The following is a 25,977-nucleotide window of genomic DNA, read 5'->3' as shown; positions in this document are numbered from 1 at the left end:
ACGCCTTTAACGTTTTGCGGGCATAACATTAAAAATCAATACTAAAATTGTAATTGCTGAGTAACACGCTCATTATAGGGTTATTCACGGTTTTGAACTGGTTATAGGAACGGTGTATGCTAAATCTAGTTTAAGCTTATCAAAAGGATTGATATGAAGCGTATTTTACTATTGATTGCAGCGGTTTTTGCAACCTCTTTGCAAGCCAACACTGATGTACTATCGGTGGATCCGGTCATGCTCTCTGGCAGTGCTTTTTCATTTGAGAATGATGCCAAGCGTTACCCTAAGCAAAGCCAATTTAGCATTGTCCATAGTGTATTAATGAGCAGTGAAAGTGGTCGCCGTTTAGCGGTTGTGACGATTGAAAATAAAGCATCGGGATCGCGAATTCTTCAGGCTGACCATATTATGGCGCTGTTTGCCGATGGGCGTCGTGTTCATCCTCAGAGCTTTGACGAAGGTATTAAGTTAGATGATGGCGAAAAGCGTTCTTTGACCTTATCTTTTGGTGAAAACGAATACCCAATTTTAGCGGTATACACGAGTTTAGATGAGTAAAGGAACACCGATGAAACGACTAAAGCCACTGGCAATTACATTACTTTTAAACTCACCGTTAACCTTTGCAGTTGATAGCCAAGACTTTGTTAAAGATAACGTTTTTACGCAAGGCGTTGAAGGGCCAACCATGTATAACGGTGCCTTATACGCGGTGAACTATGCCCAGCAAGGAACCATTGGCCGCGTTGATAATATGGGCAAAACATCTTTATTTGTGCGGTTGCCGAATGACAGCGTTGGTAATGGCCTCCAGTTTGACTCACAAGGTAATTTGTTTATTGCGGACTATGTTAACCATAATATTTTAAAAGTCCCTGCTGGCAGCAATAAAGCAGAAGTGTTTGCCCATAATAGTAAAATGAATCAACCCAATGACATTGCTATCACTAAAAACGGGGCGCTGTTTGCAAGTGACCCTAACTGGGCGGAAGAAACGGGTCAGCTGTGGCGTATAAATGCAGATGGCAGCACCCATTTACTCGAAAAAAACATGGGAACCACCAATGGGGTAGCGGTTAATCACGACAACACCAAGCTTTATGTGAACGAGAGTGTGCAGCGAGTTGTTTGGCAATATGACTTAGATGAGAACTTAAACATTAGTAATAAAAAAGCTTTGATTAAGTTTGCTGATCATGGCTTAGATGGCATGCGCGTTAATAATCAAGGGCATGTGTTTATTACTCGCTACGGCGCAGGGAAAGTGCTTGAAGTATCGCCTACGGGCAAGCTCTTAAATAGCTACCAATTAAAAGGCCAGCATCCAACGAATTTGGCTTTCAACGAAACGCAAAACAAAGTGTATGTCACCATGCAAAAGCGCGGTGCAATAGAAGTCATTGAGCTTTAGCCTTGTTTTGCTCGCGCAATCGCGGCAGTGATTGCCGCTTTTGCCTGCGGACTATTCTTCCAGCAATTTGAATGTAGCATCGACGCGACTCGCTCAGCAATGGTATTTGCATCAAACCCGGCTAACTTCTCAAACGATTCAATACCAATTTCTTCAAACCGTTTTATTACCGTTGGCCCCACACCTTTGAGTGCTAAAAGCACGCTGCGCTCTTGCTCGTTAAATGACATATTTTCGCTCCTCGTTGATTGAGTCTATAAATTGATGAGGGCTATCTAATCCTAGAAAAACAGTGTTGATATTACCCATAGGTTCAATGAGCTTAATTTTAATATTCGGGTAGCCAGAGTAGTTGTAACGTTTGATTGTGCGAGCGCGTGCTATGAAGTCAGTATTTAAATCAATGGATTTGATGTTTTCTAAAGCAATATTGTAAGCAGAATATAGCCCATAGCGAATAACGAGCTGCGATTTACTAATAGAAACAGGACGCTTTGCAACTGCTCGGTATTCTGCAATGAAGAATAAAAGACTAAATACAGTTAAACCAGTGATAATGTTTGCGGCTATAGATGACCACACAAAGTGTACAAAGAAGTGCATCATGGGTAGCTCTAATAAGATAATAAAAATAAAGCCAAGTAAGTTAGCTTGTGATCCATCTTTTTTATGGTAACTAAAATGTTGTTCACCAGTGAAATAGTTAGGTTTGATGTGTTTAGCGTAAAATAAGAAAGCCCACATCCTTGTTTCGAAACATAAAAAGTTTGCAATAGAACTTTGTTTAAAAAGCTTTTTTATTGGCCGCTCAACAGCTATATCTGGATCGGTCTGCTGGCTTAAAGCGGATTTTATTGCCAGGTACACAGTAATAAGAGCGCTTAGCTCTAAAATTACAATCAAAGCTAAAAGCCCGTAACGACCTTGTTCTAAGTAATTCATTAAAAACTTGTTTTGTTCGGGAATAATGTAACTCCCCACTAAAATAGCGAGTGAGCACAGCATCAATGCTTTAAAAGCCGCTTCTTTCTTATTTTTAATTAATATTAAGCAAAGCACAGGTAATACTATCAGTGAATCAAGTAGATATAACCATTCAAAGTTTGCTTTACCAAAGTCATTTAGTGGATGCTTACCCTGATAATAAATGCCCCAAAAAAGACTAATACTAATTAGAAAAATAAATGGAATTTTTGACTTTATTGATTTGAGCATTTCACCTTCCTTGTAGCTTTATTGCTTATATCTTAAACAACAATCTATTCACTGTCCCTATTTATTCTGGATATATTCTTACTTTTATAAAATAAAAAAGCGCACCGGGCAGGGTGCGCTTGAGGGGATCAATCCTGTGTAGCTAAAACAGTAGGATTAATTAAAAGCTTGGAGAGTATCTCAGTGAAACACCGACTGAGCGGCCAATTACACTATAATCACTCACGGTGTTAAAGTGATTTGCGCCTACCTCAGGTGTTGGTGGTTCACGGTCTAATAAGTTATCGACACCAAAGTTAACAGCAAGTTCCTCATTAACTTGCCATGCAGCGGCAAAGTCTAAGTAATTTTGTGCTGAGATTGTTTCTGAACGGTCGACAGCATACTCTACTTCACCGATTCTGCGCCAGCCAAGTTGGAAGTTCATGTTATCTAACTGCCAATCGATGCTTGCGCGGTGTTTGTAATCAGCTTGTAGGATACTCGCAAAGTCACCCGAACAGGCGCTGCCATAAGTTCCTTTACAGTCTACTTCAGGTACAGTGCTGTTGTTCTGACGGGTTTGTTTAGTAACAAAGTTACCTTGGTACGAAAATCTAAAACGACCACCCATTTGCTCTGGTGCATCAATCACATAATTTGCTGCAACGTCGATACCTTCTTGCTCAATAGCGGCTAAGTTAAAGTCATTAACGATGGCTGTGCTAATAAAGCCAGTATTTGGATCGCGAAGTACCGCACCACACAGTGGGTTGTTTGGATTCGGGTCATCAACATAACAGCTTTGCAGTGCTGCACCAGGTTGAATTTGGCTTACCGCATCTGTTACACGAATACTGTAGTAATCGAGTGATAAATCAAAGCCTTCTAAATAGCTAGGTGTATAAACAATGCCTAATGTATCTGATTCAGCTTGCTCAGGTTTAATATTCGGGTTACCACCATAGGTGTACTCTGCGGTACTTGAATCGAACTCAGTGCCAACAGGTGGCGCACCAAACGCAGCACATTGAGTTGCATCACCGGTGCCAAGTAAACATGGATCGCCGTTATAACGCCCTGCTAGTCGTGGCACAAACTGGTCGCTATTTTGGTCGAATAACGATAACGATAGCGCTGTGATTGGGCTGGCAAACTCACCTAAGTTAGGTGCTCTAAATGCGGTTAAGCGGTTGGCGCGAATACGAATGTCGCTGTTTATTGCCCAGTTGATACCTAGTTTGTAAGTGTCTTCTGCTTCGGTATTTGAGTAATCAGAAATACGGTAGGCACCTTCAAAGCTAAGCTCTTCAGCAAAAGGTTTATCAACTAAGATAGGCACTAAAATTTCAGCATAGAACTCTTCAGAGCTAAAGCTTGCATCCATATCAAATGCGCTGATAGACGCAAAGCTGGTGCCGTTTCTAAATGCATCACCTGGAGTTTGTTTTCCGGTTTCTTTACGGTATTCATAACCAATTGCAAAATCGATAGCACCGGCTGGTAATTCAAATAAGAACCCAGAATCACCTGATAGTGTTGCTGAGATCACACTTTGTGTACGGTCGCGAGTGGTATATAGCAATGGGTCGCTAAAGTCGCTGAAATCATGGTTTGGATCAAAAATATCCACTGAATTTGCAAGGGCAGCAAAGCGACTATTACCGCTGTTATCATTACGGTATGCGTTGTTGTAAATGGTGGCTACTTCGTCAGTTTTGCCATACTGGCCATATACGTCGTAGTATAGGTAGTCTGTTATATCACCTTTTAAGCCCAGTTGAAATTGCATTGAATCACGTACCGCTTCGGTGTGTTGCACACCTAAACCTAGGTTACGTTCAACATTAACAAGGGCATTGCCTTCGCTATCAAACGTGAGTTGGTCACGTAGTTCATCAGGAATATAGGCGTTGTCTTGCGTGAGGGTCACTTGTTCGTTAACAAAAATGGGGGTTTGGCCACTGGCACCCGCACCATTTACGGTCACTTTAGAATACATGGCGCGGCCATAGGCAATGGCACTGTCACTTACATCAACGTCAAATAATAAGCCCGCAGAAAAACGGTCCATCGGTTGGGTTAAATAGCGCTCAGCTGTGAAATCAGTTGTTTGACGATCACTTGTTACAGCACCTGAATCAGCAATACCAATGCTGTTGCCAGATGCAACGTCAGTATAATAACCACCGCTGTTGATCATTGCCGTTGAGTTTTCAAGCGCATAGTCACGCTCACCAGCTAATAGCTCTTTTCGCTCGGTATAACCAATATAGCCTGTTACATGGCCGCGGCCATCGGCGATGTCACCACCAAAAATAGCCTCAAAGTTAAGCTTTTCGTTACCGCCATCGGCACTTTCGTAACTGGTTGAGAATTCAGCGCCAGTAAAATCATCGTCTAAAACAAAGTTAACAACACCGGCTACTGCATCTGCGCCGTAAACCGCTGCTGCACCACCGGTTAATACATCAACGCGTTTTATTAATCCGGCTGGAATGGTGTTCACGTCAACCGAGTTACGAAAACTAAATGGTACTGCGCGAGTACCGTCAATAAGTACCAACGTACGGTTTTGGCCAAGGCCGCGTAAATCTATGGTTGATGAGCCAAATGAGTCACCGACTGTGGCACCGGTGCTGTTGGCACCTGCTGCAGCTTGAGGCAGTTTTGCGGTAATATCTTCAACGTTCACTGCACGGTCTAGGTGAATTTGTGCTTCATCAACGCTCACCACTGGGCTACTTGAAACCAGCTCGGTACGTTGAATACGTGAACCTGTTACGGTGATCACTTCAGGTTTTTTTACTTCAGTAGTTTCTTCTGCGTGGGCATAACTAATTACTGAACTTACAGCGAGAGCTAAAGGTGATAGCAGCAATAGCGAGCGATGCCCTGTTGATGTATTTGCTTTCATGATGATTCCCTTGCGTTTTATCATTTAAATCAACGCAGGTTGGTGAATGACCTAGACCATTTAGTTAATTTAATGAGTCATACTTTTTGTTATGATGATTGTGTGTTCTCCTTTTGGGGAGCTCACCGGTACAGTTTTAAAGCAATTTAAAAGTCTTTGCAATAATTATTCTTTAAATCTATTATTTTAAAATATAAACTATTCCAAGTCGTCAACCCGCTTATTTACATCTAATAAGCTGATTTTAAGTGATTTATTTATGCATCAACATATTGAAAAACTGTATTTAAGCGCAAAAAAAGAAAGAAAATTAATAATTGGTCTAATGAGTGGTACCTCGTTAGATGGCCTTGATATCGCGCTATGCGAAGTATCAGGGCAGGGCATGGATACTCATGTAGAAGTATTAAAGTTTACTACCGTTGATTACGACGATGATTATAAAACACGTGTAAAAAGAGTGTTCGCCAAACGAGAATGTGACCTTGAAGAAGTCACTTTACTTAACCCTTGGGTTGGCCAATTACATGGTGAAATGGTCGCCAAAACGTTAGCGGGCTGGGGAATAGCAAAAGAACTTGTTGATGTGATTGCCAGCCACGGGCAAACCATTTATCACTGCCCAAAAAACCAACACAAGCGTGCAGAATATGGTAATGCAACACTTCAAATTGGTGACAGCGATCATTTAGCGGTGACCGCAGGTATTACGACCATCGCTGATTTTAGACAAAAGCATATTGCAGCGGGCGGCGAAGGCGCACCGCTTGCGGTATATGGTGACTATTTGTATTTCACAAGCACCAGTGAAAACCGCATATTGCTAAATATGGGCGGCATTGCAAACTTAACCTACTTACCTAAATCTGCAGATGCGCGAGCGGTTTTTAGCTCTGATATAGGCCCTGGCAATACCATTATGGATGCCTATGTACAGCGTTATTTTGCACCACTTCATTATGATAAAGATGCCGCTATTGCAGCAAAAGGCACAGTAAGTGAAGATTTACTCGCAGCGCTGTGTGATGATGCATTTTTTGCTTTAGGGTTTCCAAAAACCACCGGGCCAGAAGTATTTAATCTAGAGTATTTATTTGCAGCACAAGCACGCTCGAATACGCAGAGTTTATCGCACTTTGATGTGATGGCAACCTTAGTGCAGTTTTCAGGGGTAATGATTGCTAAAGCAATTAACCAATGCAGCGAAGGCTTGACCGATGTGGCAGTATACGCCAGTGGTGGCGGGGTTCATAACCCATTATTAATGAAAACTATTTTGGCTAATTGCCCAGCGCTTTCTGTGATAAATAACACCGATTCGTTGGGCATAAACCCAGATGCAAAAGAAGCCGTGTTATTTGCTATTTTAGCGAACGAATGTTTGTCGGGTGGGCAGCAACGCTTTGGTAATACCGAGCAAGGGATCCCCGATATTACCATGGGTAAAATTAGCTTTGCTGACTAAGCCAAAACGCTCTAGAAAAAAGCTAAAAAGCTTGCGCCAAGATTACTGATGTAATGGCGTAAGCCATTGTTTTTAGATTGATCGCCAGTTAGCAGCTCTGGTGATGTGCTTGCTGCAATGCTGACATCAAATTGGGCGCTGTCTTTAAGTGTTGCATGCATGCCGTGTAGCATTAATTGCAAAACAAATTCACCACTGTGAGTAACCCCCTCTAACGTAAGCATAATAACGTGCTGATCTAGATCGTGCTGCGTTAAAGTGTGCGCAGTAAAATAGGCCGATTCACGAGCGTCAGGGCGTGTCGCGCTGATAGAGATCACGTCACCTTCATGGGCATCATCTGGCAGCACACAACAAAATACAACACGCTTTTGCTCATTAGCCGCAAAATGCAATTGTTCATATTCCATAGTATGCGCAAGCGCAGCACATAAAGGATCTTCACTAGAGGGGAGTGCAAACGAAAGTTGCACCAAGGCACTGTCCATTACTTCTTCATTACGTTAGGTGATTAAATTAGCGTCAATTATTGATCAGTTAGATGACAGAATTATGACTATTGTCATATTGCGGATTATTTATTTCAGAAACAGAGAAACGTTTGTTCTTTCTGTTCCAAAACTGGAATGGTTTCTGACAAGGTTGGAATAGAAAGTCTTGTCTGGTAAGGGTTTTAGGGTGGAGGGAAATATCGATATTTGGGGTTTTCTGATAAGGCGTGGTACCTGTATATTTACCTCAAAGCTTCAGATGAATCATAATTAAAATATCAAGTACTGGAGGTAATACAAAGCTCAGTTTGGATTAATCAAAAACCTGCCTTTTTTGCGCTGTCTCTTAACTCAAAAATGCCCCAAAGTGAGTTAGCGTAAATGCACTAAAGGTGGCTTTGAGCGTGGGGCGGGCGTTAATCTTTGAAGCTTAAACGTCAGCTTTCCTAGTTATATCTGCCGATATGCCCTCTGAATATATGAGAATCAAAACTGAGCCTGAATTCGGATAACTAATACAGATTTAGCGATCAATGGATGCTTGCCTAATTGATTTGCAAGATAAAATGGAATTAGATTTGAAGCTGTTGTAATTTATTGTTTTTATATGTGGCTACCTCGCATATCACCCAAAAGGATTGAAATAGCTAGAAAATGGAAGATACGAAATTTAAAAGTCCATTGTTTGATGCAACCGCGACGTGGAACGGTTTTTCTTATCAAGGAAAAGTCGGTCTTTATGTATGTTTAAAGCTTATTAATGATGCATTGCTTCGTAATGAAGATATAGATGAGTTCTGTGAGCAATATAGTATTGAATTCGAATGGTTGGAGGATTTTTCTATACTCCAAAATAACCAGTACATAAGCCATCATCAAGTTAAACATTACAATAATGATCAATTTAGTAGTTATATTGACGCCATTGTTACTATTTTATCAAGACAACAAGGTCGAATATCCGAAAATGATCTATTTAAATATATTGGTTATTATGCTCAGATCAATTCCAAAGACTTAAATAAAAATAAATACATTGAAACATTAGTTAGTAGATTAATTGAAGAGAACGTTGTCGATCAAAGCCGATTTATAATAGTAAATAAAATCTCAAACCTAGATGGTTACAATGATGATGCGGTAACTGCGGTTAATAATTACTTAGGTGATTTTATAACTATAAAAGATCAATATTTGAATGGGTGTGTTTACGTCCATACATCAAAAAAGATAGCCATTCCTGATAAAGATTTATCAGATTACAAAGACATAAAAAAATCAAACGTCAGTTTGAAACACGGTTCAAAAAGAACACTTATAAATCAAAATATTATATGCTCGTTTGACAGCAACTCCGACTACGAACTAGCACTTGATGATGCAGAATTAACGAAGAAATTGATTTGTTTAGCTGAATCTATTTTGCAACATCAAAATCCAAACCTTGTTATCACTCCTGATATATTAACTATTTACGTTGCATCAATAAAAGACCTTGTTGATAAATATGTCGCACTGAGGCATGAAGATCTAAATCGGGATGAAACAATACGGCTAAGTGAAAAAGTAAAACGAAAATTACCATTCGAAAATATTTTAGCCTGCCTAAGAATGGAAATTATTGATGAATCAAACGATTACTACTGGGAACTAATTTGCCGTGAAAACTTTGAGAATGCATTCCAAAAGCAAATTGATTTTTTAGATGAAGAAAACTTAGTAGAGCGAAGAAACCTCTATAGGCATTATAAAACGACTAAGGATAAATATATTAAACAAGGGAAATTAGCTTTATTGTTAAAAGCATTAAAACCACACCTACCTGTTTGCAATAATTCCACTAAAAGTAATTATTATCATCAACATATAGCAAATGAAAATGATATCAGCATAGCTTATTTAAGTTTTCTTGAAAATCTAAACATAGAATACGAGGACTCTTTCTTTTTCCCAAAAAATGGTCAGTATTTTTATGCAAGTACTATTAGCGTAAATCGCTCAAACCCCCGTCATACAAGAAAGGCTATTGAAGCTTTAAAAATAGATTTTAAAGATCGATATATATATTTAAATAAAGATACTGACTTTATTGTTATCGATTCACCTAATAACACTAAATTTTCAGGTCGTCTTGAAAAATTTGTAGAAGTACCTAACGTGCTAGGCTATGAAGTAACAGATAAAAAACATATAACCTCAACCAAAGATCTTACTTTTGTTCATTATGAATTAGCACAGGAAAAGTTAAATGAATAAGGATTTACTCAATACCATTACTAAATTATTAGGTGAATTAGGCTTGTCTGCTGGTATTTTTAATTTAGTTGATGACGACACAACAATTCTACAGTCACAAGACTTTATCCTCATTAGAAACAATAAAGTTGGTGATTATTTTTTATTGGCCGAAATTCAAATATCCGAATTAAATTTAGTCAATCGTGATTTACAAATCAGTCTGATGTCATACTTAACCCACTTAATGACTGATGCGGGTGTTAATGATTTGCGACCATTAAATGGAGTTCCATTTTTAGCGTTAGATAATAGCTTTGAGAAAAACACCACGTTATTGCTATTCACAAGGAGAATTGGTGATACTACTAACCTAATTACCCAAATTACTGAAATAGAAGAAAACGAGTATTTTTTTAAAAAACAAGTTGTACTGCTCCCAACCAAGTTTTTAGATAATTTGGGAAATAAAATCTCCAGCTCAACGGATTTTGAAATAACTAGATATTTGCAAGATTGCATGCATGACACTGAAAAGTTTAAACAATTCATGAGCAAGAAAAACGAAGATTCTGATTATGCAGGATGCGCCCAACTTTTTGAAAAGTTGCCATTTTTACATTTAAACGTAAAAAGCTCTGAATCTAATTCCTTACAGAATATGATCGACAATGAAATCGCGGAAAATACAAAAAAATACAGTATTACGATCAACACCGACACGGACGAAGAAGAAAATAGTAAAATTACCATCTTAGATAAAAACCTAGAGGAAATTTATGTAGTAGCAATGGAATATGCGTCAAAAATGGAAGATTCCGATGCCTACTTAGATGCAGAAGCACTGCTAACTAATTTAAAAGGAAATGGGTTCAATGGGTAATTATAGAATTGGCCGCTTGCTTGTTAAAAACTTCAAATCCTACACGGAAGAATTTTCATATAACTTCGAAAATAAAGATTTAATTATTTTAGATGGCCCAAATGGATTTGGTAAAACAACAATATTTGATGCAATTGAAATAGCCTTCACAGGTACTGTCAGTCGGTTTAAAGACTCTAAAATAATTGATACCAAGCAACGAAATAAAAATATGTTGATATCAACTAATGGAGTCGACGGAGCTCCGGCTTTCGTGGTTTTAGAATTAATCTCTAATAATAACTCGTTGATTATCGGCACTTACATAGAAGCTAAAAAAGGAAAAAATAAAGAATGGGCTAATCATATTTACCGCGGAATCTTAAAGAGCTGGCCAGATAATATTGACGATATATATATTGAAATTGGAGAAGGAAATGGGAATATAATTGAAGAATTACAGGAAGCGTTAAATTTTAAAGAATTAAATAAAATGTTTACTGTATTCAATTACATTCAGCAAGAAGAAACTTTGCATTTTCTTAAACTTGATGAAAAATCAAGATTTAAACAAATAGATCACCTCTTTGGTATCGGTGATGAAAAAAACGCGTTCGAGAAATTAGAAAAATTAAAAAATTTAGTTTTAGCTAAAATAACAGACTTGGAAACAAAAAAAAGTGATAAAAAAGCAGAACGTGAAGAACTTCGAACTGAAGAAAGTGCATATGATGAGATTAGCTTATCTGGAAATACAATAGAACAGCTAGGTACAAAAACGATTGCAGAACTCGAAAAATATAAAGCCGCGCTTGAGGAATGCAAAAAGATATTAAGTGATGGCGGGGGTAATGCTTGGTCACTTATTAAACAGCGATACGCGGTTAAAAAACAGCTTGAAGCAGAGAATAAAAATGCAATAAAAAATCTGCTTCTTTTTAGTAATATCGCGGATAGTAAACACGTAGGCTATAACCGCATTGAATCACTAAGCAAACATATCCTGTGGATTACTAAGACTGTTGAAAAATGTGCAGATTATAGTGAACTAAAAAATTTAGATATTACTAAAGAAATTGAGATTACAGATGTTTTATTGAATAAAATACAAAAACATTTCAAAAAATTATACGAAGTAAACAAAGCTAATATCAATAGCTATGAAACTCTTGTAAATACTCAAAGCACAACCGAGAAACTTTTAACTAGCATAACCAATTCCAGTGAAACGCTAATTAAAAAGTTAAATAAATATTGCAACGAAGAAGAAGAGTTCATTGAAAATTCGGATAATAAAGAAGGTATCGATTGTCCATTATGCGGGCAACCATATGACGATTTAATCGAACTTAATAAAGCATATAAAGAACAAAAGATAGCTTTTGAAAAATTACAAACAGATTCAAGTAAAAAGCTAGAGCTAGCTTATAACAAGCTTATAGATGAGTTAATTTCACCTTCTATCCAACGAAGTAAAGATCGCTTTGCTAAATACAGCCATTTTAATGATAACTACAAAGAAATATTGAGAACCCGTCAGGTTAGTAGAGATCAATTTGATGAGATTATAAAACTTAAAAGTTGGTTCGATGAAAACCTCCCGCAATACAGTGAACACGCTTGCCCTAGCTTATTCTCTGCAGATTATTCTGTAGAAGAAAAATATACTGAAATTAAGACTCTGTTGGAAACTTTAGACAGTAAGCTTTCAGTCAAAGTTGGGGACGAATTTGAGCCAATTAAAGCTAAATTAGATGATATTGGTGTAGATGCGAGTACAGAAGTTAATGATTGGCCTTTTTCATTAGAAAATGTTATTAACGATATTCAGTACTTAGAAAATCAAATTAAACTATTAAATAACAATCAATACAGCAAGTTAACAGATGAAATAACAGAGTATGACACAGGTATATCAAACTATAAAAATATACTAAACGCATTAAATGACGGGCATAAAATATATAAAACTAATATTACTCGATATGAAAAAGAGATAGCCAAAAAAATTCAAATACCTTTTTACAATATTAGCAGTAAAATCTTACAAACAAGACTTGAATCAGGGATGCCGGCGAGTGGTGTTATTTTGGAAGCACCTGATAAATTGAACAATAATGGTTATTACCGTTTTTGTTCAAGTATCGGATCTGAACATGACGCTTGGAGTACAATGAGTTCAGGCCAACTAGCTGGAGTGATCATTGCTTTTATGCTGGCGATGAATAAAGTGTTTCCTACAGGATTAAAAACGTTATTAATTGATGACCCAATTCAAAGTATGGATGACATAAATATGGCATCATTTATTCAATTGTTGAGGGAAGAGTTTAAGGGTTATCAAATTATAATGTCTACACATGAAAGTAGAATCGCGAATTATGTATCCTATAAATATCAAACATCTGGCTTATCACCTTTAGCTATAAATTTAAAAAATGATAAGAAAAATAGAGACTTAATTTAACAGTGGTTGGCTAAAGTCTAGCACTTTAGCGTTTAGCCTGTGTAGATTGATTCTAACTAAGTGAGTCCCAACATTTTGCCTATCAAAATGTTGGGTGCGCTTCTAGCTTACCCAATTGAGTCATATAAACGGCTGTTTATCACTGGATAGCCGACGTTCAAATTTGATAAACCATCCTTTGCTTCTGGCACAAAGCCGCCCGTCGGCTCTAACTCATTTTTGTCCGTGCGACTTGAAGTCGTATGAAGCGCTGTTCATCGCGATAAGAGTGAACCATCTGTATCACCAGATGACCCTATGGCTCTGAATAAAGCAGCGAGCCAGACAATGTAACAAAGCCAATTGGCGGGAAACAAATCGCGAGAGGCGTTTCTTCCTGATAACCACAATCGGGTAAGTGCTAGGGTGTCAGTATGATGAACGTATGTGAATCCATGTAAGGTGCGTTATACGAGAAGCAGCGGAAGTGGTTAATACGCTGTAGCCAAACGGCAACGTGAGTAGGAAAGAGATTGGACAGTGCTCTTTCGTGATCGATAGGCTCACCGCACTATAGTGGGCATCTAACCTGATATTGCGCGACATGCGGAACAAGGTAAGCCTGTATTTCTCCCTATGGGAAAGTAACCTGTGAAGGTTGCCGATAGTTGTGCAGGTAAAGGAGGTTGGAAAAAGCCAATGCTGCGTTGTAATGATGCAGATACAGATTTTATCTGGCACGAAAGTGAGCCCACTTCCAACTGGTCTCCCGTTGCAAGATGATTTGAAGAACTTTATTTATGAGGAAACGCAAATGATGACTTCGCTTGAAGTTAGTGCCTCTTCAGACAAAAGCGAATGGCAATCCATTAACTGGAAGGCTATTGAGCAAAATGTGTTAAAGCTTCAGATGCGCATTGCAAAGGCAATTCGAGAAGGTAAACAAGGTAAAGCGAAAGCGTTGCAATGGTTACTGACTCACTCGAAGTCAGCAAAGTTACTTGCTGTCAGACGAGTATCACAAAACAAAGGTAAACGAACAGCAGGTATTGATGGCATCATTTGGAGCTCTGATGCACAAAAACTTGCGGCAGTTAACCAACTGAGCAGAAAAGGTTACAAGGCCAAACCGCTCAGACGCATTTATATCCCCAAGAAAAACGGCAAACTCAGACCCCTTGGTATTCCTTGCATGATAGACCGAGCGCAACAAGCGTTACATCTTCTCGCCTTGGAGCCAATATCTGAAACCATTGCTGACCCAAATAGCTACGGGTTTCGACCGAATCGCAGCACCGCTGACGCGATTGCACAATGTTTTAAGTGTTTATGCAAACCAAGCTCAGCGCAATGGGTACTCGAAGGTGATATTAAAGCCTGTTTCGATAAAATTGGCCATAAATGGCTAATCGATAACATTCCAACGGATAAACGAATGTTGAAACAATGGCTTGGATGCGGGTTTATCGAGAAAAGGTTATTCTACAAAACCGATGAAGGAACACCTCAAGGTGGAATAATCTCGCCAACATTGATGTTACTGACGTTAGCAGGCTTGGAAAAGCAGGTTAAGTCAATCGCACGTCAAACTGGCACACGGATAAACTTTATTGGTTATGCTGATGACTTCATTATCACGGGGACATCGAAAGAAGTGCTCGTTAATGACGTTAAACCGCAGCTCGTTACGTTCCTACAAGAAAGAGGATTAACGCTATCTGAGGAGAAAACTCATGTTACTCATATTGATGACGGCTTTGACTTTTTAGGGTTTAACCTTAGAAAGTACAAAGGCAAACTGCTTATTAAACCAAGTAAGAGCAATGTGCTGTCATTCTTGAATAACATGCGTGAACTTATCAGAGCACACGCAACCGTATCAACGGTAGATCTCATTAAACTAATGAATCCAAAGTTACGCGGTTGGGCGAATTATTATCGCCATTGTGTGGCAAAGCGAACCTTTATCTACATGGGACATCAGCTCTTCTGGGCGTTGTGGCGATGGGCGCGAAGGCGTCATACTCGTAGAAGCAGAATGTGGATTGGCCGTAAATACTTTCAAGGTTTAAATGGTCAATGGCTATTTCACGGTTATCAAATGATAAACAGTGAAAGGCAAGTTCTCACACTGGTTCAAATCAACAAAACACCAATCAAAAGACACGTTAAGATCCGAAGTGGGTCAACGCCGTATGATCCTATATATCGGGATTATCTGGCGAGTAGGAAGACTAATAATTACGGACGAAATACTTGGAACCAACCTGTCTTAACTGCATTGTGATATTGCTGGGTAACATGACGTTGCCTTAGTGGAGGCTTGAGCCGTATGCGGTGAAAGTTGCATGTACGGTTCTTAGGAGGGCGGCACTTGGTAACATGTGTCGCCTATCCGACATCGACGAGTTCTAAATATACTCGCCTTTGCCCCAAAATAATTCAGAGCAGATGTTCTAGAGTCGAATTTGAGCGTACTACGGAATTTGCCCAAAACATAACGAGTTAGCAGCTAGGTAGCTGCTTAAAATCAATTAGTTAACCTGCTTAATTGCTTAGGCTAGCGGCCTCTGTATGTGTAAAAATATAATTGCTTATTAAGGCAAATTTAGGTGTAATGAATATATAAAAAGCGCTGAGCAATGCAGGGAAAGCTTACATAACACTAGCTAAGCTGATTAAATTAGCTAGGCAAGTGAGAGCCACCAAAAAGCCTATTTTATATAAGTAAGCCATAGCATAAACAACACCAACTCTGACACACCACACCGAGCAGGTAGCGGCTCAGTCCAACAAGCGATTATGCAACACAGACTGCGTGTCGCATAAATACTAAAATGTTAGTTTTTTCTCGTACATGGATGATCGATTCAAATGTCAAAAATATACAAATACTTTTCAAGTGATGTAATCCAACTCGTTTTCCAAAGAGAAGGATTTTGTGGTGTAAAATGCTCTTTACCGCAGGATTATAATGATCCCTATGAGCTTTTTCTTGGTATGGATTTGAACACTCCTGCGGATCAACTTGCTTTTTATAATGATATTATTTCTGATATTCCACAAAGTCCTACAACATGTTTTTCTAAATCTCCGATTGTTGCTCCTATGTGGGCGCATTATGCAAATAACCATACAGGATTCGTATTAGAGTTTGATTTAGAGAAGTTGCAAGAGCATTTTAAAGGTAACCCTATTTGGGATGTTACTTATAGAGATGCGCCAAGTGAGCATCTTCAACCTATCCTTCAAAGAGCCGCTGTCTTAAAAAAACCACGATACTCGTATGCCTTACAAGAATATATTTTTGTTGAATCATATTTTGCTAAATACGATGACTGGAAATATGAGCAAGAATGCCGTTTTGTTGATATGAAAAAGGTAACGGAGAAAGTAGCAGGGAATGATATTTTGTACATTCCCTGTGATTTTGTGACTGGTATTATTATTGGTTCAAAATACCCTAAGGAAAACGTTGGCTTAGCGCAGGAAATAGCTATAGAAAATGAATTGACTTGGTATGAGTTAGTCATCGGTAAAAGCCACCCGAAACCATATATGAAAAATGAGTCTAATGATGTTTTCACATTCTCTGGTAGCGATATTTTAATTGCGTCCAATACTTGCGATAGTTGCTCAGAGCCATTAGTTGCAGAGAGCGATTTATGTCCTTGGTGCAGCATAACTGAAGCTCATGAGGATGACGCTGCTAGAAGTAACCCGTTTAGAATGTTAAGTTCAATGGGGCAGCTGGATAGTTATATGAAATCTATGGGTAAAATTGGAAAATAGTCTTGCTAAACAAAAACTAACAAGTCGTTTAAAAGGACAAAAACAGTTGGTTTTTTGCTCCTTCGTCGCTAATTTTAACCAACAATTTTTTGCCTCTTAATGAGGCGTTGGTGCCAAGGAGAGTCCGGATGAAAGTTTTAGCCTTTTTGTTTTCTTTAATTTCTTTCTATTCTTTTGCTTGCAGTTGCTTGAGGTACGAAATTGAAGAAGCCTATAAGGACTATCCTGTTGTTTTCTCTGGAGTCGTCGAATCGATTGACACCATAAAAGTGAAAGAAGATGACTGGTTTGAATATTCCAATTTGAAAGCTGTGACTTTAGTCGTAGAGCACAGTTATAAAGGTATGACTGCTGAAAAAATCAAGGTTACGACAAGAATGGATTCCGCAGCATGTGGTTTTCCATTCGAAGAAAAAGTTAAATATGTAGTATTTGCTATTCCTGACGAAAATGGACTTTTTGTTGGTTCCTGTGGGCCAACCATCCATATGGAAAAACGTGAAGAATACTATGAGCCTGAGCGCCTGAGAGTAACGCGGTTTTTATCAAAGCAAATTGGCACATGACAAGCGCATTAAGCAAAGGGACATAAAATCATTGGCTCAATGCTCCTTCGTCGCTAAAGTATAGCCAATTAATTTTAAGCCCCTTATGCGGGCGTTGGCAAAGGAAATAAGTTGACTATCACTGCAAAAGTAACGTTTTTGACTATTCCAAGACCTCCATATGGATATAGGTACTTCGGTAACAATTGTTGGATGCGAATGGACTCATCAAAATTTACTGATTTAGCATGTGCCTTGAGTTTTGAGGAAGGAAAAGAGTTTTTCGACGGTGATGCGGCAGACGTAGTACTATTTTTCTACAATGGAGAGCCGTTTATTGAATCCTTCGTAGAAGGAATGCAGTTCGACTTAAGAATTCTCGATCTAAAAGTTGCAGAAGGAACTTTCACCAATGTATCTATTTAGCCAGCCGCATAACAAGTTGCTGAAATTCGTTCGTAAACTCACTGGGACAATTACCAGTCGGCTTGGCGCTTCGTGCAAGTATAGCCAACTGGTAATTGCCCCCTTAGCAAAGCGTTTGTTCCATAGAAATATTTATGTGAAATTTACCTGATACAGTCGACGTTCTAAAACGCTTTTGTCCCAAAACGAGTTGCGGTCCTCCAAGCCTCTTGTCTCTAAGTGATCGTATGGGCTATTTTATCTAATGTATGAAAACTAAGGATTATTTAAGATGAGTATAGGTGATATGGACTTCTCCCAGTTAGACCTTTTAAATGCAAGTCAACAAATGATGAGCCCAACTTTTGGCCAGCTTAGAGCAGATCACGATATAAGTAAGCTAATAGATGACTTTGACTTTGACGATGCTCTTATAAAACTAGCAGGACTACTATACGAAGAAGAGCTCCATAGTAACTTGGTAACTACTGAGACTATGATTCATCAGCTTTTTCTATCTCAGCGTGGTGATAAAGTAATGAATGCGGTTGAAATAAGTCGATTATTTGATGGTATTCATTCTACATATATTGGTTCATGGGAAGATCCGGCTGAAGACACTATGGTTGGGGTAGCCAATTCAATCAAAGGGTCATATATGTTCCTCAATGGACTTTGGGAAAGCTCATGTTTCTATACACAAATCTTTATCGACCTGATAGATGAAATGCCAGACAACAAACTGTTTTCAAGTATAAAAAAATCAGTAAGAGCAATCCTAATTTTATCGAATGAGGCCATTTGTAGGAAAAGTTTAAAGCGTTATCAGAAAGGTAGTGATTACCCTCAATCTGAATGGGACTTCCACTCTTATATATCAACTGAAAAGCGTAATATAGTCAGCTTTTCTTTGGATGACCTAACCCAATTGGAAGTCTCAGAGAAGGACCTTAAGCCATTTATATTTGAGAGCTCAGATCTCATTTCGCTTACTAATGAAGCTTTTGGAAGCTCCTCTTTAGAACGTAAGCCTATTTACAGGGCACAAGATGACACTTATATCTTAGCTTTACCAACAGCAATAAGTGTCGCAATTCGTTTATTTGTGATCGAACAAGCCAATAGGTTTGGTTTATTAGATCAGCTACAACATGCCATGCAAGTCAGATATGCTAGATTTTTTTCTGAAGACTCATGGTTATTGGGCAAAATAAGTAATGTACCGTTTTCTCCATTTAGAGACTCAAACGGAAGTATTGTCGGTGTAGATACTCTCGTTGGAATTGATGAGCATAGGTACGTACATTTTTTACTGTTTTTTGATGACTTTTGCGACTATCAAAATGGACTTGTTATCGGTGCTACGACTTCGAACTCTGACTTAGATAGTGCTATTGCGGAAAGAATTAAGAAAGCATATAGCTACTCGTCAAAAATAGATGGGTTTAAGAGCGGCCTTAGCGTTCTTGTTGGCTGTGGTTGGGGGCGTTCAGTTATGATATCACTTGAAGGTGAATCGGAGTCTAGCAACTGGCTTTTAGAATCTGTCTCTGCACCTGATTTAGGTACTCTCAATCGGATCACTAGTATGAATCCATTTACTTTCTGGCGGTTGATTGAAGCTAAACATAGAGTACTTGATGTTGGAGTCCAAACTCAAAATGTAAACGGTTTACTCAATCTATATAGCTGGGCCAAAGATAACGATTTTAACATTATCCCTCATTCCGCATTTGATGAAGACGTTGGTAACTTATCATCAATATTCATGATGATCACTCAGAACGCTCTGTTAGATGTTCGTTGGGAAGTTCAAAATGAGGACGATATACATAAAGTTTTAAATCCGTATGGTGAGGTAATTTCTGTTAGAAGGTTGACTACAGGTAGCTACTTCAAAGAAGATCGTTTTAAACCAATTTATGGGTCGGTAGATAGCCTCGAAAATGGTCAATTACTAGGCTTGATAGAAGGGAATCTTTGCTCATGGTGGTGCACTCCTTTAAATAACAAAAATCAGAATAAAGACCTTTTATATAGATTGTGGCATGGAGTCTGTAATTGGATATGTAGGACTGATTTGGCGTTATCTGAATTAGCCTACTCTTCATCATACTCTAATGTTTGTTTTAACATTGAATTTGAAGATGTTAATGTCCCTACTAAAGTATCTCAAGTACTTACCCCCGAAAAACTAAGCGATTTAATAAAGACCTCTACATCTGTAGAAAACGGCATTCTGCATATAAACTGTAAGTTATTAAAAAACTATCTTCTTGCATTTCATCGAGCTGACAATGTTGCTGAAAGAACCATCATAAAATCATTGCTTACTGTTTTTATAAAAGAATCTGTTGAATGTAATGAGCATGAGGAGCTAGTTGAAAGTATTTTAGGTCTTGTTTTTAAAGATAATTATGGTAAAGAAGTGCATATGCTTACAGCACAATCCTTTCTGGACTACGTCAAAATGAGCTTGCCAGAGCCTTTAGCATTAGACCGTTTTGATGATGCCACCATTAAAATTGGGTTAGCATGGATGTCGAAAAGCCATATCGAGCCTTGCAATATCTACGGCAAAACTGAATGTACGCAATATTTACAAGACTTAACTTTAAATCTTTGGAAGGAAATTCAGTCATATTTGGGGTCTTTTAACAAGAAAGCACTAATTATTTTTTTGCTTGAAAACCATTCAGCTGTAGAAGCAGATATTGAGCATTGGCAGCGTACTTTCAAAGCCATACTCGGACTCCATAATAATAAAGATGATGTATATTCAGTCGCATTGGAGCGAATTGCTTCAAATAATTCAGCACTTACGGGGTCTAGGATTCTTATTGAAATGGCCATCTGTGAATCTTTAGATGATGGTGGAAAAGTTCCAAATCATCTGGATTTAACTAAGCTAATAACTTTTGCAAGTGCAATTTTCCAATATGGCAATCTTTCAGATTCGATTATGTATGAGTTGGTTAAGCCCCATCTAAGGCTTTCGACATATGGAGATGTACAATTCGACCACACTGCGTATGACACCGTAGTAAACCCTTACGGTAAGTCCGTTCAGACTGTGATGATAAACCATGCTTCAAATAAATATGATGATCATTTCTCTGAACCAGAAGTTCATGAAAAGGTTGCCGGTCTACTAGGTCAAGAGTTCGAAGCTGCTTGGCATGAAGAGTTTGGGGTATCTATCGATGAAGCCAGAAAAATCTTAGATATTTTTGATAATATTGGGATTGAAAAAAACAAAGCTGTCTATGAAATTTCATGTTCAGAGCTGTTTAATCAATCGAATACTAGCGGTGTATCTGATGTTGCGTTGAAAGCCTTTATGGATAGATTTACCCTACCACAAAGGGCTAGCTGGATGGCATTATCTTCAGGTTATCGTGTAAGCGATATTTCTCCATGGAGATATCGACGCAGGTTGTCATTGACTGCGCGGCCATTAATCATACTTGCCGATAAGCTTGTTATAGCCCCAAGCTTAATACGAAGAGGGGTTTTGTATTGCTTATCCAATTCATTTGACGCAACTTTAGACGGCTCCTTTTTCAACACTAAAGTGATGAAAAAATGGATTGGAGAGCAACGAAATAAGTCGGGTCACAGATTCAACCAAGAAGCTGCTGACAAATTCAGTAGTCTGGGTTGGAAAGTTGAGGCTGATGTGAAGGTCAGCAAGATTCTTAACAAAAGAACCAAGAAAGACTTTGGAGATGTTGATGTGCTAGCATGGAACCCTTCAGAAAAAATTGTCTACCTCGTTGAATGTAAAGATCTAGAATTTTCCAAAACTCAAGGTGAAATAGCTAAACAAATATACGAATTTCGTGGTGTAACGAAATCAGGTGGCAAACCTGATCGCCTAAAGAGGCACATGGACCGCTTCTTAGTTTTGGATGAAAATATTGATAAGTTGAAGGATTACTTAAAGCTCGAATCTATAAACGAATTGAAAGTAATGTTGTTGTTTAGGCAAACCGTTCCTATTTCGTACGATAACTTTGACAGTGTTATACCAATTACAGTTAGCTTCTTTGACGAGCTAAGTGTCTAATTCAATGTTCAACTAATTGAAATACCGTAGTAGCTGAGTGAATTTAGCTGCTTGATTGTAGATTAGTAATACCTGAACTTATTCGTGATATGCTAATTTAGAAAGTCACTGATTAATTAATCTCCATAGACTAGTTGTCTTTGTAAGGGTAAAAATATAATTGCTTATTAAGGCAAATTTAGGTGTAATGAACATACAATAAGCGCTGAGAAATGCAGGGAAAGCTTACCATTACACTAGCTAAACTGATTAAATTAGCTAGGAAAGTGAGAGCCACTAAAAACAAATTCCCATAGCATAAATAACACCAACTCTGACATACCGAGCAGGTAGCGGCTTAGTCCAACAAGCGACTATGCAACACAAACCGCATGTTGCATAAATACTAAAATGTTAGTAGCCAAAAGGGAACGAAATAATTTTGAAACCATTACCAAGCTTCATTTCAGATGAACTCTACATAATCAGCGCATTCAATGACAAACAGGAAGTTCAAATATCTGAATTTATAGATAATATTGAGCAGCACATAGAAGTAACTGAGGTTGAGCGATGGTTTCAAATTTCAGCTGATGAGGGAGAGGTTGGAGTTGCTCAAATCGAACATATATCGGGTATAAGCGAAGAAGAATACGACATTCGAGAAATGTTCACAGAAATTATGCCCATCTATCAACGTCAGGCAATGCTATTAACTCTATGGGGTTCGTTCGAGAGTGAAATGGAAAAAATGTATATTTACGCCTCTCCTCAAGAAAGTCTTCCTAAGAAAAATAAAAAGGAAAAAATAAGTAAGCTTAAGCATATGATTAACTGCTTTAGTAAAATGGGTATACCAGCTGAACCAACGAAGGAATATGTTTCTGCAGTAAAAACTCTTGATGACGAAGTTAGGTTAATCCGTAATGCTTGGGCACATGATGGTGGAAAAGACCCGATGGATAAAATACCGGATGACATCGATGGTATAGTTAAGAAATATTCACAAATAGAGATTAGCAAAGAATATATTAAAAATGTTGTTTTGCTAATGCATGTTGTATCACGAGAGCTGAACAACTCGGTTAGAAGTGCAACAATAGCTGCTTACAAATAAAAGCAGACGCACGCATACATTTAGTAGCAAGAGCAGTTAATCAAACTTAACCCCTAAAAATGAAGAAGTTTTTGAGGTATTTTTACATTGATCATGTTTAATGCCATAGCCTGTACATCCCCAAAATTCACCAAATTTACCTTGTCTTAATTTCATTGGACGGCCACATTTATTGCAAATTTTTGTTACAGATTTACAGTTAGGGTTGGTGCAGGTGCTTGAATGTTCTCCGTCTATGGATGGTGCATTGCATTTTGAGCAAATCCGAGGGTAGGACTTACAAACTTCGCCAGTTGTACAGCTATAGAATGTGCCAAACTTCCCTTTTTTTAATTTAAAATACCCTGTTGTACAACAAGGACATTTGAAGATCTGCCTATATTTCTCTTCAAAGCTCTGAGAGGCTATGTGTAAATTATACTTAGGCGAAAGTAATTCAACAATAAATTCAGAAGTCGCCATTGGGTCAGCAATAAGATAACTCTTTTTCTTTGCTCTAGTGAGCCCAACATATAGCAATCTGCGCTCTTCAGAATGTGGATAATTATCCATGGAAGGTAAAAGCGCTTCAACAATGGCCTCTTCTTTGTTTTGATTTGGAAAGCCAGTCTTTCCCTGAAAGAACCCAATAAGTACACAGTAATCAGCTTCTAGTCCTTTGGAGCCATGAAAAGTCCAAAACTTTATTGGTGTGTCAATATTATTTGCAATTACTTCATTTTTAGCCTCATTTAATAAGTAACGATATCTCGCTATTACGGCTATATTTGCCTGCGGGTCATTTTTTAGGATTTTTTGGATTATTTGCACAGTTTTCAGAGATAAGTTTTCTTCATTGTTAACCTTACTATCTAACAAAAAAACTTGAGAAGTATCTACTTGAGTATGAGTAATAACATCCTTTTTATATTGTTCAGGGTTTTGCATGACAAATTTACCTGCGACCTCAGCAATACTGTTGTTGTACCTAAATGTTTTTTGAAGCATAGTCGAAGAGCAAGAGCCAACCCGTTCTTTAAATTGTGTTGTTAACTCTAATTTACCACCTGAAAATCGATAAATTGATTGCCAATCATCTCCTACTACCGTCAACCTTGGAGTGCTTCCCTTTGAGACTAGTTTCTTTAGGAAGTTCATACGAGAACCTGAAATGTCTTGAAACTCGTCTACAAGAATATGTGACCACTTAGGAGTAAATAGCTCATTATCAACAGCTTTAGTTGCTTTTATGATCATATCGTCAAAATCTATTGCGTCTTGTTCAAGCAACTCCCTCTGGTAAGCTTGATGTATACTACTTAAAAGCTCAGTATATTTATCAGAATTTACAATAGCTTGTTCAGTTAATCTTTCGTTAATTTCCGCATCACTTAATTGCTCAACTCTAATTGCTTGTAAGCATTTTAAATAACGCTTGATACCACTCAAAAGAAACCCACTTTCTTTCAGCTTCACAAAAACTTCATCATTTGACCTTTTTTTGATTGGTATTCCAAGGTTGTCTATGTGCTCTGCTAAAATCTCTTCTAAATTCCCTTCAACCCAATTGTAGTGATACGTTTCTATCAATGTTGTACCGCATTCCAAATGCAAATTCCGTTTATCGCACATACTCTGTTTATATTTTTTTTTATCAATATCAGGCCTTGTACTTCCGTCCCTTGCAATACCGAAGTGCTCAAGGTAAACATCGGCATCTTTGATATAAAAATCAGGTTTATAATCAAATCCTATCTCAATTCTACGCTTACTTACGTATTGAGCTTCATATTCAAACTCAATTCCATTTAAGTAAAGCCAGTTTGATATCAATAGCTCTTGATAGCCCCTAACTTTGTCACCCTGTAGCGTTCTGTATTCATTATCTCGAATATATGCGTCGTAATCTTCTTTAGTTTTAAAGTCAAAAGGGTTTATTGGTTGATAACTTAAATCTATGAATGTCTTCATAAATTTTTCATTTTGTTTTATTTGAACTGAAAACCACCTTGATAACCAATTCTCAAGTTTTATAGAATCTTCACAGAATTTTGACATCCTGACTGACTTGTTAGAACTTAATAGTATTTGGCGCCCAAGGGCATGGAAAGTCATGATTTTTGGGCTTTTATCTTGACTAAGTCCAAGCTTGGTACTTCTTTTTTTTAAGCGTTCCTGCAACTCACTAGCAGCAGCCTTGTTGTACGCTAGAATTAAAATTTTCTCTGGGGCTGCTATTTTTCTATCTATTAGATCTAAAGCTTTCGCTACCATGACAGAGGTTTTTCCCGTACCAGCAGCAGCTAAAACCAAATTTCGATCATTATCCCTAATGACAGCCAATCTTTGTTCTTTAGTGAGGGGGTTTGACTCAACTTCGTCATAAAATTTTTTTCGTTCTTGACTAGTCACTTCCTCGAAGCACTTTCTTAATTCTGATGCCCCTATTTCTAAAGGGAAATATTTCGAATAGCTAACTAGAAACTGGATTAGATTTTTGGGGAGGTTATTATTCCATTCATTTTTTTGTAGTTCATATGAACGTAAAAGAGGGGTAATCAAATTGTCCAGTTTTTTGATATTTGAATCCCTTAGGTATTCATTAATTGCATAATCATAAAACTGCTCTTTAGAGCCTTCTATATTTTGCTGGATATAAAAAGCGATTTGTCGAAAAAGACTCTCGTAAAATTTATCAATGTCTTTAGTTTTAAGAAAGCTTATAGTTTTCTTTGACTGCCTTGAATTAAGTGTGATTTTTGAGCCAAGCAGGCCTTTCTCAAATATTGGGAAGTTATATGAATCGTGTAAATTATATTCATCAAGTACTGTTGAACCATTTAGAAGAGTTAAATGTGGTTCATCAAATCTTAGCTTATTGCCTTTGCATAATAGCCTTCCTAGCCAATTGATTCTGATGTATTCCATCTTATTTCCATATTGAATATCAGTTTGTTACATTATGACTCAAGTGTATAAATAAAAGGAATAAGTAAACCAAACGTTTTAAGGTTATGTTGGATCTATTACTTAAACGTCGCAGCCTGTTCTGGTGATCCTAAGACAT

The 25,977-nt window shown here is 37.9% G+C and carries 17 protein-coding genes; 12 read left to right on the top strand and 5 right to left on the bottom strand.

Annotation, left to right across the window (positions count from 1 at the left end; all coding sequences use genetic code 11):
* The first annotated feature begins 153 nt into the window (after positions 1 to 153).
* Together AN213_RS15655 and AN213_RS15650 are read left to right on the top strand one after the other, a co-directional pair.
* Positions 154 to 561 carry a hypothetical protein gene (locus AN213_RS15655; protein ID WP_055199068.1) on the top strand — a complete coding sequence of 136 codons (408 nt, stop codon included), beginning with the start codon at positions 154 to 156 and terminating at the stop codon, positions 559 to 561.
* Positions 562 to 571: 10 nt separating this feature from the next.
* Complete coding sequence (locus tag AN213_RS15650; RefSeq protein ID WP_055199067.1) at positions 572 to 1,414, top strand: SMP-30/gluconolactonase/LRE family protein; 843 nt, start codon at positions 572 to 574, stop codon at positions 1,412 to 1,414.
* Here AN213_RS15650 and AN213_RS15645 read toward each other — a convergent pair.
* From AN213_RS15645 to AN213_RS15635, 3 genes are all read right to left on the bottom strand, one after another.
* On the bottom strand, positions 1,411 to 1,644 hold the full coding sequence (locus AN213_RS15645; protein ID WP_055199066.1) for a helix-hairpin-helix domain-containing protein: 234 nt from the start codon (positions 1,642 to 1,644) through the stop codon (positions 1,411 to 1,413). The two genes, AN213_RS15650 and AN213_RS15645, sit on opposite strands and share 4 nt — an antisense overlap.
* A complete protein-coding gene (locus AN213_RS15640; RefSeq protein ID WP_055199065.1) occupies positions 1,634 to 2,629 on the bottom strand; it encodes a hypothetical protein in 996 nt (331 codons plus the stop codon). Before AN213_RS15640 ends, AN213_RS15645 begins: the two co-directional genes overlap by 11 nt.
* 160 nt (positions 2,630 to 2,789) lie before the next feature.
* Complete coding sequence (locus tag AN213_RS15635; protein ID WP_055199064.1) at positions 2,790 to 5,525, bottom strand: TonB-dependent receptor domain-containing protein; 2,736 nt, start codon at positions 5,523 to 5,525, stop codon at positions 2,790 to 2,792.
* A gap of 259 nt (positions 5,526 to 5,784) precedes the next feature.
* On the opposite strand from AN213_RS15635, the gene AN213_RS15630 reads away from it, so the two are divergent.
* Positions 5,785 to 6,990, top strand: a complete 1,206-nt coding sequence (locus AN213_RS15630; RefSeq protein WP_055199063.1) for an anhydro-N-acetylmuramic acid kinase — start codon at positions 5,785 to 5,787, stop codon at positions 6,988 to 6,990.
* A gap of 11 nt (positions 6,991 to 7,001) precedes the next feature.
* Here the strand turns inward: AN213_RS15630 and AN213_RS15625 are convergent, their stop codons facing one another.
* Positions 7,002 to 7,478 (bottom strand): hypothetical protein, encoded by a 477-nt coding sequence (locus tag AN213_RS15625; RefSeq protein WP_055199062.1) that lies wholly within the window; start codon positions 7,476 to 7,478, stop codon positions 7,002 to 7,004.
* Positions 7,479 to 8,135: 657 nt separating this feature from the next.
* Here AN213_RS15625 and AN213_RS15620 point away from each other — a divergent pair.
* From AN213_RS15620 to AN213_RS15580, 9 genes are all read left to right on the top strand, one after another.
* On the top strand, positions 8,136 to 9,737 hold the full coding sequence (locus AN213_RS15620) for a hypothetical protein (RefSeq protein ID WP_055199061.1): 1,602 nt from the start codon (positions 8,136 to 8,138) through the stop codon (positions 9,735 to 9,737).
* Positions 9,730 to 10,599 carry an ABC-three component system middle component 1 gene (locus tag AN213_RS15615; protein ID WP_055199060.1) on the top strand — a complete coding sequence of 290 codons (870 nt, stop codon included), beginning with the start codon at positions 9,730 to 9,732 and terminating at the stop codon, positions 10,597 to 10,599. The genes AN213_RS15620 and AN213_RS15615 overlap by 8 nt, the downstream gene beginning before the upstream one ends.
* Complete coding sequence (locus tag AN213_RS15610; protein WP_055199059.1) at positions 10,592 to 13,045, top strand: AAA family ATPase; 2,454 nt, start codon at positions 10,592 to 10,594, stop codon at positions 13,043 to 13,045. The genes AN213_RS15615 and AN213_RS15610 overlap by 8 nt, the downstream gene beginning before the upstream one ends.
* 793 nt (positions 13,046 to 13,838) lie before the next feature.
* On the top strand, positions 13,839 to 15,311 hold the full coding sequence (ltrA, locus tag AN213_RS15605; protein WP_055199104.1) for a group II intron reverse transcriptase/maturase: 1,473 nt from the start codon (positions 13,839 to 13,841) through the stop codon (positions 15,309 to 15,311).
* A 587-nt stretch (positions 15,312 to 15,898) separates the two neighbouring features.
* Positions 15,899 to 16,816 (top strand): DUF2971 domain-containing protein, encoded by a 918-nt coding sequence (locus AN213_RS15600; RefSeq protein WP_055199058.1) that lies wholly within the window; start codon positions 15,899 to 15,901, stop codon positions 16,814 to 16,816.
* Positions 16,817 to 16,944: 128 nt separating this feature from the next.
* Positions 16,945 to 17,382, top strand: a complete 438-nt coding sequence (locus AN213_RS15595) for a hypothetical protein (protein WP_055199057.1) — start codon at positions 16,945 to 16,947, stop codon at positions 17,380 to 17,382.
* Positions 17,383 to 17,580: 198 nt separating this feature from the next.
* Positions 17,581 to 17,787, top strand: coding sequence for a hypothetical protein (locus AN213_RS15590; protein ID WP_150114730.1), 207 nt, complete (start codon positions 17,581 to 17,583; stop codon positions 17,785 to 17,787).
* 271 nt (positions 17,788 to 18,058) lie between these two features.
* Entirely contained in the window at positions 18,059 to 21,835 is a 3,777-nt protein-coding gene (locus AN213_RS15585) for a hypothetical protein (RefSeq protein WP_055199055.1), read from the top strand.
* A gap of 421 nt (positions 21,836 to 22,256) precedes the next feature.
* On the top strand, positions 22,257 to 22,931 hold the full coding sequence (locus AN213_RS15580) for a hypothetical protein (RefSeq protein ID WP_055199054.1): 675 nt from the start codon (positions 22,257 to 22,259) through the stop codon (positions 22,929 to 22,931).
* Positions 22,932 to 22,967: 36 nt separating this feature from the next.
* Here the strand turns inward: AN213_RS15580 and AN213_RS15575 are convergent, their stop codons facing one another.
* Entirely contained in the window at positions 22,968 to 25,838 is a 2,871-nt protein-coding gene (locus AN213_RS15575) for a UvrD-helicase domain-containing protein (RefSeq protein WP_055199053.1), read from the bottom strand.
* Between the last annotated feature and the right edge of the window lie 139 nt (positions 25,839 to 25,977).

This window comes from Pseudoalteromonas sp. P1-8 (assembly GCF_001399985.1).
Lineage (GTDB): Bacteria > Pseudomonadota > Gammaproteobacteria > Enterobacterales > Alteromonadaceae > Pseudoalteromonas.
This window is presented reverse-complemented; position numbering and strand designations above follow the sequence as displayed.